Origin of the sequence: Streptomyces sp. NPDC056452, assembly GCF_042796085.1 — a bacterium.
Classification (GTDB): domain Bacteria; phylum Actinomycetota; class Actinomycetes; order Streptomycetales; family Streptomycetaceae; genus Streptomyces.
This window is the reverse complement of sequence record NZ_JBHTRI010000042.1, coordinates 40256-53183: the sequence shown is the minus strand read 5'-3', so window position 1 is coordinate 53183 and position 12928 is coordinate 40256. Positions and strand designations below refer to the sequence as shown.

10 protein-coding genes are annotated in these 12928 nt (G+C 70.3%); 3 read left to right on the top strand and 7 right to left on the bottom strand.

Translation table 11 applies throughout. The annotated features are described in order from the left end of the window. Positions 1-34: 34 nt before the first annotated feature. Positions 35-1876 (bottom strand): FAD/NAD(P)-binding protein, encoded by a 1842-nt coding sequence (locus ACFQ6X_RS31485; RefSeq protein ID WP_383186488.1) that lies wholly within the window; start codon positions 1874-1876, stop codon positions 35-37. After that, positions 1873-2739 (bottom strand): amino acid ABC transporter permease, encoded by an 867-nt coding sequence (locus tag ACFQ6X_RS31480; RefSeq protein WP_383186486.1) that lies wholly within the window; start codon positions 2737-2739, stop codon positions 1873-1875. Before ACFQ6X_RS31480 ends, ACFQ6X_RS31485 begins: the two co-directional genes overlap by 4 nt. A gap of 448 nt (positions 2740-3187) precedes the next feature. Here ACFQ6X_RS31480 and ACFQ6X_RS31475 point away from each other — a divergent pair, with 448 nt between their 5' ends. After that, positions 3188-4126, top strand: a complete 939-nt coding sequence (locus tag ACFQ6X_RS31475) for an ABC transporter substrate-binding protein (protein WP_383186484.1) — start codon at positions 3188-3190, stop codon at positions 4124-4126. Between the two features lie 82 nt (positions 4127-4208). On the opposite strand, the gene ACFQ6X_RS31470 is transcribed toward ACFQ6X_RS31475, so the two are convergent. Beyond that, positions 4209-5411, bottom strand: coding sequence for a DUF5685 family protein (locus tag ACFQ6X_RS31470; protein ID WP_383186482.1), 1203 nt, complete (start codon positions 5409-5411; stop codon positions 4209-4211). A 307-nt stretch (positions 5412-5718) separates the two neighbouring features. On the opposite strand from ACFQ6X_RS31470, the gene ACFQ6X_RS31465 reads away from it, so the two are divergent. Further along, positions 5719-6159 carry a cell division protein SepF gene (locus ACFQ6X_RS31465; protein WP_329212617.1) on the top strand — a complete coding sequence of 147 codons (441 nt, stop codon included), beginning with the start codon at positions 5719-5721 and terminating at the stop codon, positions 6157-6159. 41 nt (positions 6160-6200) lie between these two features. Here the strand turns inward: ACFQ6X_RS31465 and ACFQ6X_RS31460 are convergent, their stop codons facing one another. Beyond that, positions 6201-7409 carry an acyl-CoA dehydrogenase family protein gene (locus ACFQ6X_RS31460; RefSeq protein ID WP_383186480.1) on the bottom strand — a complete coding sequence of 403 codons (1209 nt, stop codon included), beginning with the start codon at positions 7407-7409 and terminating at the stop codon, positions 6201-6203. Positions 7410-7482: 73 nt separating this feature from the next. After that, positions 7483-9183: an MFS transporter gene (locus tag ACFQ6X_RS31455; protein ID WP_383186478.1), complete on the bottom strand. Its 1701-nt coding sequence runs from the start codon at positions 9181-9183 to the stop codon at positions 7483-7485. A 500-nt stretch (positions 9184-9683) separates the two neighbouring features. On the opposite strand from ACFQ6X_RS31455, the gene ACFQ6X_RS31450 reads away from it, so the two are divergent. Beyond that, positions 9684-10715 (top strand): phosphatase PAP2 family protein, encoded by a 1032-nt coding sequence (locus tag ACFQ6X_RS31450; protein WP_383186476.1) that lies wholly within the window; start codon positions 9684-9686, stop codon positions 10713-10715. Positions 10716-10809: 94 nt separating this feature from the next. On the opposite strand, the gene ACFQ6X_RS31445 is transcribed toward ACFQ6X_RS31450, so the two are convergent. Then, on the bottom strand, positions 10810-11025 hold the full coding sequence (locus ACFQ6X_RS31445) for an I78 family peptidase inhibitor (protein WP_383186474.1): 216 nt from the start codon (positions 11023-11025) through the stop codon (positions 10810-10812). Between the two features lie 409 nt (positions 11026-11434). Beyond that, positions 11435-12718: a glycosyltransferase family 4 protein gene (locus ACFQ6X_RS31440; RefSeq protein WP_383186472.1), complete on the bottom strand. Its 1284-nt coding sequence runs from the start codon at positions 12716-12718 to the stop codon at positions 11435-11437. Between the last annotated feature and the right edge of the window lie 210 nt (positions 12719-12928).

The window sequence follows — 12928 nt, the reverse complement described above, 5'->3', positions numbered from 1 at the left end:
CCTTCGGCGACGTGTACGGGAGGAGATGCCGCACTCACGCGGTGCGGCGGTCACGACAGGAGAGGTCGCGCAGGAACGCGAGCGCCGTGCGGGCGGTGGCGTCGTTCTGCCGGAAGGCGGGGCCGCCGGTGCGCGGCCTGGTGAAGGCGCCGCTCGACCGTGCGGTGGTGTACGGGCCGAGGGCGAAGCGGCGCGGGTGCGGCCTGCCGTCGACGCCCAGGACCCGGCTGTCGCGGGCGTCCACGGAGAGCAGTCCCGTGTCGGTGCCGGCTGCCCCGTCCTCGTGCAGTCCGCGCAGCAGACTGCTGCGGGTGCGGTGCAGGGACGGGTCGGGGAGTCTGGCCTCGACCAGTGCCCGGGCCTCGGTGGACTCTCCGGGCACGGTCGCGCCGGAGGCCCGGAAGACGCCCCGTTCCTCGTCGGCCTCGACGGTGAGCCCTGCGCCGAGGAAGCGGACGACTCCGGCGCGGGACAGGGCGAGGAGCTGGCGCAGCCGGGGGCCCGGCGGTCCGGAGGCGAGGTAGCTGAAGAAGCTGTGCCACCGTTCGCCGATGTCGCCGAAGTGGATCAGCTGCCCGTAGACGGACAGCAGTCCGAGGAAGACGGCGAGATCGGGGCTGTTGGCGGGGTCGTGGCGGCGTGCCAGGTCGGCGGTGATGTAGTCGCGCAGCCCGTCCTGCAGGGTGTCGTACGAGGCGTGGCGCACACCGTCCAGCGGGTGGTCGAGCGCCTCCAGGTCGAGCCGGTCGGCGGGGTCGGGTACGGCCGAGGAGACGAGGGCCTGCAGTTCGGGGCTGCCGGGCTCCGCCACGGCGTACTTCTCCTCGAAGTCGCCCCATCCGACGGCGGTTCGCTCGGGGTGGCTGGTGAAGAGCCGGTGGTAGTGGGCGTGGCCGAGCTCCTTGGTGACCAGCGGCCACAGATCGCGCCGGAAGTCCACGGGGCCGGGTCCGCTCAGCAGTTCCTCCACCCGGCCGGGGCCGAAGTGGCGTGGCAGGGGCGGCCGTTCACCGGTCCAGGCGTAGCCGATCTTCGAGTGGTACGGAACGCCGCGCCGCGATCCGACGTACAGGACGGGTTCCCGGCCGGAGGGGACGTAGGACCCGTTCTCGTACCGTCCGCCGCGGCCCTCGGTCAGCAGGACCATCAGATCGATGAAGGCGAGACCGAAGCCGCGGACGATGACCGGTTCGCCCGCGGGCAGGGCCGTCAGGTCGGTGTCGGCGGTGAAGTCGGGGGGCAGGTGGACCAGCCCGTGCCGTGCCGCGAAGTCGCCCAGTTCCCGCTGCTCCGGGTCGAGTTCGGCGTCGAGGTGGCCGACGGTGAGCACGACGAGGTCGGCGACGAGGGGCTCGGTGCGCCCGTCGAGCCAGACGCGCTGCCGGCCGTCGCGGGGACCGGTGATCCGGCGTGCGCGGCCCAGGTGCTCATGGACGGTGATGCCCGGCGGGAGTGCGGCGAGCGCCTGCTCGTACACCCAGCGCAGATACGCGCTCTGCAGCCGGCGGCTCGGGAAGTCCTGGGCGCCGAGCCCTCGTATCTCCTCCAGTATCGCGGGGGCGGTGGCGGTCGTGGTCCGCCCCTCACGGACGTCGGCGGCCCAGGTGTGCAGGGCCGGGCCGGGGCGTACGGGGCCGTCCTGCTGCACCGTGTCGTCGGTGAACATGGTGACGTCCTCGGCCATGGAGTTCATCCAGAGCAGCGGGGACTGGTCCTGCCGCCAGATCCGGCCGCCGCCGGGCGGATACGGGTCGACGAGGTGGATGTCCAGGCGCCGGTCCTCGTACAGGTCGTCCGCGTTGGCGGCGATGCGTTCGATGACACCGGTGCCGCGCGGTCCGCCGCCGATGATGACGAGGGTCGGTACGCCGCTCATCGGGCGTCTGCCGTGCCGCGCGCGTAGTGGCGTTCGACGTAGTACTGCCCGATGGACAGGAGGGAGGTGACGGCGATGTACCAGAGGGTGGCGACCAGCAGCAGCGGGATGACTTCGTAGGTGCGGTGGTAGACGAGCTGCACCGAGTACAGCAGGTCCTGCACGGCGATGATGCTGACGATCGAGGTGCCCTTGAGCGTGCCGATCAGCATGTTCCCGGCGGGCGGGACGATGGAGCGCATGGCCTGCGGCAGCACGATCCGCCGGAGCCGGCGCCAGGGTCCGAGGCCGAGCGACTGGGCGGCCTCCAGTTGTCCGCGCTCGACGGAGAGAATGCCGCCGCGGACCACTTCGGCGGCGTACGCGGCCTCGTGGAGGGTGAGTCCGATGACGGCGACGGCGACGGGGCCGAGGAGGTTCACCGTGCTGACGCCGAGGACCTCCGGGTACAGCGCGCCGATGTTGAACCAGAAGAGCAGCTGGACCAGGATCGGAGTGGACCTGAACAGCCAGATGTATCCCCAGCTGACGGCCTGCAGCACACGGTTGCCGGAGAGCCTGAGTACGGCGAGGAGCGTCCCGAGGGCGAAGCCGAGCACCATCACGAGCGCGGTGAGCCACAGGGTGAGCCCGAGGCCGCGCAGGACGGACTCGGTGGTGAGGTAGTCACCGACGACGTCCCACTGGAACGCGTCGTTGCGGATGACCGAGCTCAACGCCCCCGCGAGAAGAACCAGGACGGCAACGGCCGCTGCCCACTGGCCTGTTCGTCGTACCGGGACGATGCGCGGGGCGGAGGCTTCGTCGTGCTGTGCGGGCGGGGCAGGAAGCGGTGGCGGGAGGGTATCTGTCTGCGCAGACATGCGAAGGCTCCGTGGATGCAGAGATCGAACACGGGATGTGCCTTCAGCAGAAACACAACGTGGACCGGGCCCCTCAGCGCCGGTCCGGTTCCGAGACAACCGCTGTCCGGGGCCGGTTGTCAAGCTTGTCCACACTGTGAGCCGTACGTCTCAGGGCAGTTGACGTGCAACCGGATGCCTGCTCCACTTGGGCCATGTATTCGCAGCAGTGGCTGGTCACCCGCTCCCACATCGACTTCGGTCGCGTGTGGTCCTCTTCCTGTTGAGCTGACCCCCTGCTTTTCCGCCTTTCCCCGCTCGCGCCGCTACCGGCGCTCGAGCTGATCTTCCGCGTGCCTTCACGTACACAACGCTGCTCCACCCTCCCCTCGTACAGCTGATCTCCCGCCCCGTGGCTCCGTGCTCCCACGCACCGGAGCACGGTCGACGAACCCGGAGAGTTTCCGTCATGCCCCGAACCCGGCACACTGCTGCCTTCGCCCTGATCACCGTTGCCGCATTCACGCTCACCGCCTGCGGATCGGGTGACCCGGCGGCCTCCTCGGCCGGTACCGGCCCCGCGGGCAAGGGAAAGTTCTCCACGGCCGATGTCGTCTCGTCGGTGAAGAAGAACGAGGCTGCGGCGAAGCTGCTGCCCGCCGATGTACGCGACTCGGGCACCCTCACCATCGCCTCCAGCATCGGCACCCCGCCCGGAGCCTTCTACCTGGAGGACGGCAAGACCCTGACCGGTGCGGACATCGAGTTCGCGGACGCGGCGGCCAAGGCCCTCGGACTGAAACTGAAGCGTGAGGTCGCCTCGTTCGAGGCGATCCTCCCGGCGCTGGGCAGCGGGAAGTACGACCTGGGTACCGGCAACTTCGGGGTGACCGACGAGCGCTTGAAGACGATCGACTTCGTGACGTACATCAACGACGGCCAGGGCTTCGCCGTCCGCGACGACAGCAAGCTGAAGGACGTCACCGACCTCACCCAGCTCTGCGGCCTGACCGTGGCCACCAGCGCCGGGACCACGTTCGAGGCGACCCTGGAGAAGAACAAGCACGTGTGCGCCGACGCGGGCAAGAAGGCGTACGACGTGAAGACGTACGCCGACCAGGCCGCCGTCTGGATCTCGCTCCAGCAGGGCCGCAGCGATGTCGTCATGTCGACGATCAACGGGCTGCGCTACGCCGTGACCCAGCAGAAGGGGCTGCGCTTCCTCAGCGAGTTCAAGCGACTCGATGTCGGCTTCGCGTTCAAGAAGGGCACCCCGCTGGCGCCCGCCTTCCAGGCGGCGGTCAACGGCCTCAAGACGGACGGGACCTACGACCGGATCCTGAAGAAGTGGGGCACGAAGGGTTCGGCGATCGAGACGTCGCAGATCTCGCCGCCCGAGATCAAGTGAGGACGGGCGGCCGCCTCGCGTACGACCACCTCGCATGCCGCCGCCTCACGTGAGGCCCGGGTGCGGCTGCCGGACCCCCGGTTCAGCAGTCGCACCCGCAGTCGCAGCAGCCGCCGTCCCCACCGCAGCTGCAGCAGTTGCTGCAGCAGTCGCACGCGTCGCAGCAGTCACTGCAGTCGCACTTCTGGCAGAGACCTTCGCGTTCCTGCCCCGACCAGGGGTCGTGGAAGCTTCCGCAGCACATCTGGCAGGTACAGGCGAGCCCCGCCCACACCAGGCAGCCGGCGATCAGACCGCGCCGGTTGCGGGGCGGCTCGGGCGGGAGCGGCGGGCCGGGGGGACCGTACGGGCCACCGGGTGTCGGCGCGTACGGGTTGCCGGGCGCCGGGCCGAAGGATCCCGTCGGCAGGTCCGGCCGATGCGAGCAGGAGGCCGAGCCGAAGGCCCGGTCCACCGAGCGCCGCAGCTCGTGCACCAGCAGCACGTGCGCCAGCTTGCTGTCGGTGAACTCCGCGTCGCGCATCGCGAGGCGCATCCCGTGCAGCGCGTCGTCGCACAGCCGCCGGGCCTCGGAGAGCGGCGTGCCGGTGGCGGTGAGCGGGTTCCAGGCACCCGACGCCGCGTCAGTTTCCCGGTCCTCCACGGCATCCAGCAGATGGGCGAGACGCCCGAAGAGCCGTCCGGCCTCGGCGAGCGGCGCGGCGTTCTGCGGCTTGCCCGCGAGTACGGCGGTGTGCGCGAAGGCCGCGGCCGTCGCCGTCTCGGTGGGTTCGGTGACCGTCAGCAGGGGCGTGCCCGGGCCGGCGAGTGACTCGATGCCGGTCTGCCGGTCGACGGCGTCGACCAGTACCGCCGTGTCGAACCCGAGCTCGGCGCCCGTGCGTGCCCCGGCCCTGTCCCAGCCGGCGGCCACCCGGCGCGCCGCGGCGGCGACCGGACGCCGCTTCAACAGCCCGTCCCGGTCGGCCACGTGGTCGCGCACCTTCGCCGACGCCAGCACGAGCGAGACGGCGGCGGCGAGTCTGGCCCCCTCGCCGCGGGCGACCGGAGCCGTCCGCATCGAGCGCAGCGGGCAGGGGCCCGCGGTGCGCCGCTGTGCCGTGGTCCGTTCGGTCTGAGCCTCCGTCAGGACCGAGACGATCAGGCCGTCGTAGTTCGTGACGATCCGGGCGAACTGCCCGTGGTCCGCGCGAAGGGCGAGACACAGCCCGCAGAGATGGGCCATCCACTCCGTCCTGAGCCTCTCGGACAGCCGATGGGTGCAGGGCCTCACGATTCCGAACACGACGATCCCCCGGGAGCCGTTCACCTGATGTGCCGCGCTCGTGCACGTGCGCGGCGTGCATCGTATCGAGTGACCCGTTCACCCGTACGTCCCCCATGTCACCCGTACGGACCGGAGCATCATATTTTCTTTGCGCGAGCGGCCTTACACAGGAGGAACCTTGACGAATCGCCACATCTTCTGCACCAGTACCGTCACGAATCCCCTGCGCGCCGACTATCCCCTTGGCGCAGTATCCGCATCATGGACGACCATAGGGACAGGAAAGAGATACGGACACAAGGAACCGCGGTGAGAGGAGGCGTCCATGGGATCGGTGCGCAAGGCGAGTGCCTGGCTGGGCCTCGTAGAGGACAACGACGAGCGGTACTACGACGACGAGTACTCCGAGGATGCTGAGACCGGCACGAACCAGGCCTGGACGACCGACCCCCGCGTTCAGGTGGCCGCCGAGACGGCCGAGGACAGAGGCCGCCGGATCGCCACCGTCACCCCGGACAGCTTCCGGGACGCGCGCGGCATCGGCGAGCTCTTCCGGGACGGTGTGCCGGTGATCGTCAATCTCACGGCCATGGATCCCGCCGACGCCAAGCGCGTCGTCGACTTCGCCGCGGGTCTGACGTTCGGGCTGCGCGGCTCGATCGAGCGCGTGGCCACACGGGTCTTCCTCCTGACCCCCGCCGACACCCAGGTGGTGACCGGCGAAGCCGCCGGCCGGCCGGCCGACGGCTTCTTCAACCAGAGCTGAGCGGGGCGCTCGCCGGACAGATCCGGTTCACCGTCCGCCTTCTACCGGAAGGCGTCCAGACCGGTGAGCGCCTTGCCCAGCACCAGCTGGTGCATCTCCACGGTGCCCTCGTAGGTGAGCACCGACTCCAGATTCGTGGCGTGCCGCATCACCGGGTACTCCAGCGAGATCCCGTTGGCACCGAGAATCGTGCGCGAGGTGCGGCAGATCTCGATGGCTTCCCGCACGTTGTTGAGCTTGCCGAAACTGACTTGCTCGGGACGGAGCCTGCCCGCGTCCATCCGGCGGCCCAGGTGGTGGGCGAGCAGGATGCCCTTGTGCAGTTCGACGGCCATGTCGGCGAGCTTGGCCTGGGTCAGCTGGAAGCCGCCGATCGGCTTGCCGAACTGCTCCCGGGTCTTCGCGTAGTCCACGGCCGACTCGAAGCTGGCGCGCGCCGCGCCCATGGCCCCCCAGACGATGCCGTAGCGGGCATGGCTGAGACAGCTGAGCGGGCCGCGCAGACCGGTGACGCCGGGCAGTACGGCATCGGCGGGCAGCCGTACCCCGTCAAGGACGAGCTCGCTGGTGACCGAGGCACGCAGTGACCACTTGTGCCGGATCTCCGGCGCGGAGAATCCCGGGCTGTCCGTGGGCACGACGAAGCCACGGATTCCGGAGCCGCCGTCGGCCTCGTCGGTCTGCGCCCAGACGACGGCGACCCCGGCGACCGATCCGTTGGTGATCCACATCTTGCGGCCGGTGAGGATCCAGTCGTCGCCGTCACGCTTGGCGTACGTCCGCATCCCGGCCGGGTCCGAGCCGTGGTCCGGCTCGGTGAGGCCGAAGCAGCCGATGATCTCGCCGGCCGCCATGCCGGGCAGCCACTGCTGCTTCTGCTCCTCGGAGCCGAAGCGGTGGATCGCGTACATGGCGAGCGAGCCCTGGACGGAGACGAGGGAGCGGATCCCGGAGTCGGCCGCCTCCAGCTCCAGACAGGCCAGGCCGTACTGGACCGCGGTGGCTCCGGCACAGCCGTATCCCTGCAGGGACATGCCGAGCGCGCCGAGGGAGCCCAGTTCGCGGGCCAGCTCGCGGATGCCGGGGAGCTCGCCGTTCTCGTACCACTCGGCGATGTGCGGCAGGACGCGGTCGGTGGCCCAGCTGCGCACGGTGTCGCGGATCGCGAGGTCCTCCGGCTCGAGGAGGTCGTCGATGCCGATGGGGTCGGCCGGGTCGAACGGCGGGAGTTTCGAGGGCTTCACGGACATGGGAGTGCCTCCGGCGGCTCGCACGGTACTAAAACTAGCAGTGATAGTTATGGCGTCGTGCCGACGTTACGGCTCAGTGCGGCGCCCGTCCAGAGCTCGTGGCCTCGGCGGGTTCGCGTCGCGCGGGCAGCGCGAGCCGGCGGCCCGGCCGCTTCTGCACCGGCAGCGCACGCGGCTCGGGGCGAGGCCCGGCGGCCGCCGGTTCGGCCACGCGCGCCCGGCAGGCCTCCCTGGCCGGAGCGCAGTCCATGACCTTCGGCAGCCGCAGCGCCGCCAGCGCCCCGAGCAGCAGCAGTCCGGCGCTGACCAGCAGCGTGACATGCAGACCCTGGACGAAGGCGTGCCGGGCCGTGTTCCGCAGCAGATCACCCATCGGGCCGCCCAGCTGGGCCGCCACCTGGTAGGCCTCGCCGAGCGAGTTCGAGGCGGCCGAGCCGGCCGAGGCGGGCACGCCCTCCTCGTGGAGCCGTGTCAGTCCGGGCGCGTAGGCCGCGTTCATGACGCTGCCGAGCAGGGCGATACCCAGTCCGGCGCCCAGCTGGTACGAGGTCTCGCCGATCGCCGCCGCGCCGCCGGCCCGTTCCGCGGGCGCCTCGCTGAGCATCGATTCGTACGCCCCGAAGAGCGTGGACTGCAGCCCGAAGCCCAGCAGCACGAAGCCGACGGTGAGGAGCGCCGGCCGGTCGTGCTGCCCCATCAGGGTCAGCAGCAGCACCGAGGCCGCCGTGAGGACGAAGCCCCAGCCGACCATGCGGCGGGGGCCGATCCGGCTCAGGGTGTACGAGCCGGTGGCGCCGGCCGCCATCGCGGCGAAGGTCAGCGGAAGGAGCCGCAGACCGGTTTCCAGCGGGCTGAGGTCCAGCACCAGCTGGAGGTACTGGACGGCGATCAGCTCCAGCCCGACCAGGGCCAGCATCGCCAGGACGATGCAGCCCACGGCGGTGGTGAAGGCGGGCCGGGAGAACATCGCGATGTCGATCAGCGGATGCGTACGGCGTTTCTGCCTGCGCACGAAGAACACCAGCAGCGCGGCTCCCGCAAGCAGCGGGGCGACACCGGCGAGGTCCAGCCCGCCGCCGCCCATCCGCTTGACCCCGAGGACGACTCCGAGCACGCCCGCCGCGGCCATCAGGGCGCCGACCACGTCCCAGGGGCCGTCTCCGGTACCGCGGGACTCGGGCAGCAGGAAGCGGCCGAGCGGAAGGATCATGGCCATCAGCGGGATGTTGATGAGGAAGACCGAACCCCACCAGTAGTGCTCGACGAGGAATCCGCCGACGACCGGTCCGGCGGCGGCACCCACGGCGGCGACCGCGGTCCATATCCCGATGGCCAGGGCGCGCTCGCGCCGGTCGGGGAAGACCTGGCGGAGTATCGACAGCGTCGCGGGCATGATCATCGCGCCGCCGACACCGAGCAGGGCACGCGCCGCTATCAGTACGGCGGGAGTATCGGCTGCCGCCGCCAGCGCGGAGGCGATCCCGAAGAGCGCGTAGCCGAACAGCAGGACACGCCGTCTGCCGATCCGGTCACCGAGCGTGCCGAAGAGAATCAGCAGTGAGGCGCAGACCAGCGGATAGGCGTCCACGATCCACAGCAGGCCGACGGCGCTGGGCCGCAGGTCCTCGGTGACGGCGGGGACGGCGACGTGCAGCACGGTCGCGTCGAGCGCGACCAGCAGGAGACTGAGGCAGAGGACGACCAGGACGACCCAGCGGTTGGCACCGCCGGCTGCTGCGCGCAGCCGGGTCACAGCCGTGGACGTCCCGCTCATATACGTACCTCCCGATGAGTCCCTCGCGCTCGGCAGACCTACCGGGGCCCCGGCTTTCGGCGTCCCTCAGGTCCGGCATCGACGGGCGAGTGAGCCGTCAGCGTACGCGAGTTCCACGTGGTCACACGTGGTCCACCTCATACCTTCGCCCGGCCCCGAGTGTGTCGTACGCCACTCCTGCCCCACCGGCGGGGCCGTATCCGTTGCCCGCCGCACCGGTGCGGGAGCGGCGCGGAGGCCGCCCCGCACGCCGCGCCGGGAGCCGCACCGCGCCTCCCCCGAATGGCCGGGCGAATGCATACGAAAGATGCGCCACGCCATTACATCGATGATCAAACATTCCTACGAATTGCCACCGGCGCGAATAGGCCGCAAGGCTGATCGGATTCTTCCCGGCACCCGGAATAGATGCCGGTCTGAGACAAAGTCCACATCACATCGTCATCACAAAGAGCCGAGATCGGCCGGATCGCACACTCACTCGCTGTAACGTCCTTTGCGTGCGTACCGACATCTTTGCCCGGCTGGACCGGGAGCCGGAACCGCCGAAGATAGAGATCCCGCGGATGAGTCGTCACCGCATCGCTCTCTTCGGCGGGACTTTGGCGTTCTATCTCGCCATCGTCGTTGCCGTGCTGGTCTCGTCCTGGCTGGTGGCTCTCGACTGGAAGGTCATGCTGTTCCGGCCCTATCAGCAGTGGCCCGGACTCCATGCCTTCCTCGACTACTACGTCGTGCTCGGCCAGCGTGGCCCCACGGCTGTGATGGTCGCCTCCTGGCTCGGCTGGCGCTCCTGGCGCCAGCACACGCTGCGCCCCCTGCTCACGCTGGGCGCCTCGCTGCTGCTGCTCAATGTGACGGTGGGAGCGGTCAAGCTCGGCCTGGGGCGGCTCGGCCCGCACTACGCCACCCAGATCGGCTCCGCGGAGCTCTTCGCCGGCGGCGATATATTTCCTTCGGGACACACCGCCAACGCCGTGGTGACCTGGGGAATCCTTGCCTACCTGGCCACCACGCCGCGCGCCAGGCGCTATCTGTCGGCCCTGTCGGCGTTCGTCTCGCTGGGCGTGGGGCTGACCACCGTCTACATCGGCACGCACTGGCTCAGCGACGTCCTGCTGGGCTGGGCCGCCGGTCTGCTGATCCTGCTGGCCCTGCCCTGGTTCGAGCCGCTGATCACGCGTACGGAGGTCTGGATCCTGGCGGTGCGCGAGCAGTGGCGCACGCGGCGCAGGCTCCGGGACGCCGCCCCGGTGGCCCCGGAAGGGCCCTCGCCGGTCCTCCTGCCCCAGTCGCTGAGCACGCTCACCCCCGAACACGCCGAGGGCTGTGACGCCGCGCTCGACGCACCGGCGGCCGGCGGCCACACCGGCGCGGGAAACCGTGCGAGGGCGCATCCCCCGCACGCGGTCCGCTCGGAACGGACGCCGATCACTCCGGCCGGCTCACGCCGTCCGCCGCACGCGGACCGCACCCCCCGGGGCGGCACGACTCCGGCGCACCCGGTGACGGGCGGATCGGTCGCCCCCTGACCTGCGCGAACGGTGCGCACAGCTGCTTCCCTGTACGAGCGAAGGCCCCGACTCCGGTCGGGGCCTTCGCTCGTACAGCGCGTACAGAGGGGGTTCAGCCCACCCAGCAGCGGGTCACGGTGGAGTCGTCGACCTCGAAGTTGATCCGCCCGCCGAGGAACTCCATGGTGATGAACGTGCCCGGCGCAAGGGCCCTCACCGTGCTCCAGCCGCGCGCTCTGGCCTGCCGTTCGGCGGCTTCGGCGTCGAGGCCGACATACGACTGGGGGGCGTCGTCCGGCTGGGCGGGAGGGGTCGGTATAGGTGCCATACCTCTCACCGTAGGCGGCCCGGCACCGTGACGGAAGCCGGGGCGGAAACAAGCGGGATGCAACGCGCGATGCATCCCCACGTACCTCAGCGGTCACGCTTGTGTCACAGGATCCCCACACGCGTTTACTTCGAACTGCTTCACCCGAACGAGCCGTCCAAGCGCACACAGTAAGAATGCAGGCTGTCCCGGGAATGACTATCCGGCGCCCTCGAGGGGAAATTGCGGGAGGAGATGCGGCACGAGGTCCGCATTCCCCCGGGCCGGCGAAGGCGGGCGTAAACAGTTTCGCCACCCAGAATGTGCGCGGCCTTATGCGGGTCTTATCAATCCCCCGCCGCCACCCTCGCCCGCCCCCGCCCGTCGGCGCTATCCGGAATGAAACGATCCGGGATGCCGTGGCCAGAGCTCAGCCGGCCCGCCCCTTGCGCAGCGCGTCGGCCGCCTTGTAGCGCAGCGCGTACGCCCCGTCCAGCACCGTGCCCCTGGAGCGGTGCAGCACGGTGCGCAGCGCGCTCCGGGAACGGCCCCGCGCCCCCTGCGCGGCCAGCTCGGCGAAGAGCTTCTCGTGCCGCTCGGCGATCGGCGCCGGGTCGAACCGTGCGGAGGAGGCCCGTGCGGCCCGCCCCATCCGCCGCCTCAGCTCGTCGTCGTCAATGAGGGCGAGCAGGGCGCGCGCGAACGCGCCGGTGTCCCCCACCGGCACGAGCCGCCCGTCCGTGCCGTCGTCGATGATCTCGGCCGGACCGTGCGGGCAGTCGGTGGCGACGACCGGCAGTCCGCAGCGCATCGCCTCGACGATGGTCATGCCGAACGACTCGCGCTCCGAGGTGACGGCGGCGATGGAGCCCTTGGGCCACTCCGCCTCCATGGGATGGACCGAGCCCATGAGGCGCACCCGGTCCTGGAGCCCGAGTCCGTCGATGAGCCCGCGCAGCGTCTTCTGCTCGTTGCCGGTCGCGTCGCCGCCGCCGTAGATCCGCAGCCGCCAGCCGGGGCGGGCCGCCGCGACTTCGGCGAAGGCACGGACCAGCAGGTCGTACCGCTTCACCCGGTGCAGCCGGCCCGCCGCGACCACCCACTTGGCGTCGGACTCCGCGGGCGGGCCCGCGGGCTCCGGCACGCTGTTCGGGATGGCCTCGATCCGTACGCCGGGCAGCCGCAGCCTGCTCCGGTAGTCGCGGGCGTCGGCCCGGGTGACGGTGGTGACCGCGTCGAGCAGTCCGTACCGGTGGCTTATCTCCCGGCGCAGCCGGTAACTGTGGCTGTCGAGGGTCAGGTGCTCCTGGCCGATGCGCACGGGCCCGCGCCGCGCCTGTGCACTGATGTGGACGTTGAGGCCGGGGCGCGTACCGATGACGACGTCCGCCTCGAGCGCGCCCAGATGGGCCGCGATCCGGGTGTCGGTGAGCCGGCTGTACTGCCGGTGCCTGGTGTCGCCGCGCGGGAACACCCCGGCGGGCCTGGCATGTTCCGCGGCGCCGCCCTCGTAGTAGGGGCTCTCCTTGCGCAGATCGACGAGATGGCTCATCCGTACCCGGTCGGGCGCCCCCAGCGCGGGTGCGTCACGGTGCCTGAACACGGACACGATCTCGACGTCGTGCTGCTCGGCCAAGGTCTGCGCGAGCGTGAAGGTGGTACGGATCGTTCCCCCGATGCCGTACGCGTTGTGGAGCAGAAATGAAATGTGCATTACGTAGTCGTTTCCCCTGATCGACTTGGTCTGCAACGGACCTTACGTGGCGTCAGGAGCGGTCACAGGGCTCGCACAGGAGTCGTACAGAGTCGTAACAATTCGAACGAACGCCCGTGCATGGTGGATTCATCCGCGGAATCCCCGACTCCGTATCAGTTTCCCGATCTGTCGATGTATCGGCCTGCCGACTCTCCCGCTTTCTCCTCA

Bases quoted from the DNA above. Each gene is read 5' to 3' on its own strand.
- ACFQ6X_RS31480 (WP_383186486.1), bottom strand. From the start codon at position 2,739: ATGTCTGCGCAGACAGATACCCTCCCGCCACCGCTTCCTGCCCCGCCC.
- ACFQ6X_RS31460 (WP_383186480.1), bottom strand. From the start codon at position 7,409: ATGTCCGTGAAGCCCTCGAAACTCCCGCCGTTCGACCCGGCCGACCCC.
- ACFQ6X_RS31440 (WP_383186472.1), bottom strand. From the start codon at position 12,718: ATGCACATTTCATTTCTGCTCCACAACGCGTACGGCATCGGGGGAACG.
- ACFQ6X_RS31485 (WP_383186488.1), bottom strand. From the start codon at position 1,876: ATGAGCGGCGTACCGACCCTCGTCATCATCGGCGGCGGACCGCGCGGC.
- ACFQ6X_RS31465 (WP_329212617.1), top strand. From the start codon at position 5,719: ATGGGATCGGTGCGCAAGGCGAGTGCCTGGCTGGGCCTCGTAGAGGAC.
- ACFQ6X_RS31475 (WP_383186484.1), top strand. From the start codon at position 3,188: ATGCCCCGAACCCGGCACACTGCTGCCTTCGCCCTGATCACCGTTGCC.
- ACFQ6X_RS31445 (WP_383186474.1), bottom strand. From the start codon at position 11,025: ATGGCACCTATACCGACCCCTCCCGCCCAGCCGGACGACGCCCCCCAG.
- ACFQ6X_RS31455 (WP_383186478.1), bottom strand. From the start codon at position 9,183: ATGAGCGGGACGTCCACGGCTGTGACCCGGCTGCGCGCAGCAGCCGGC.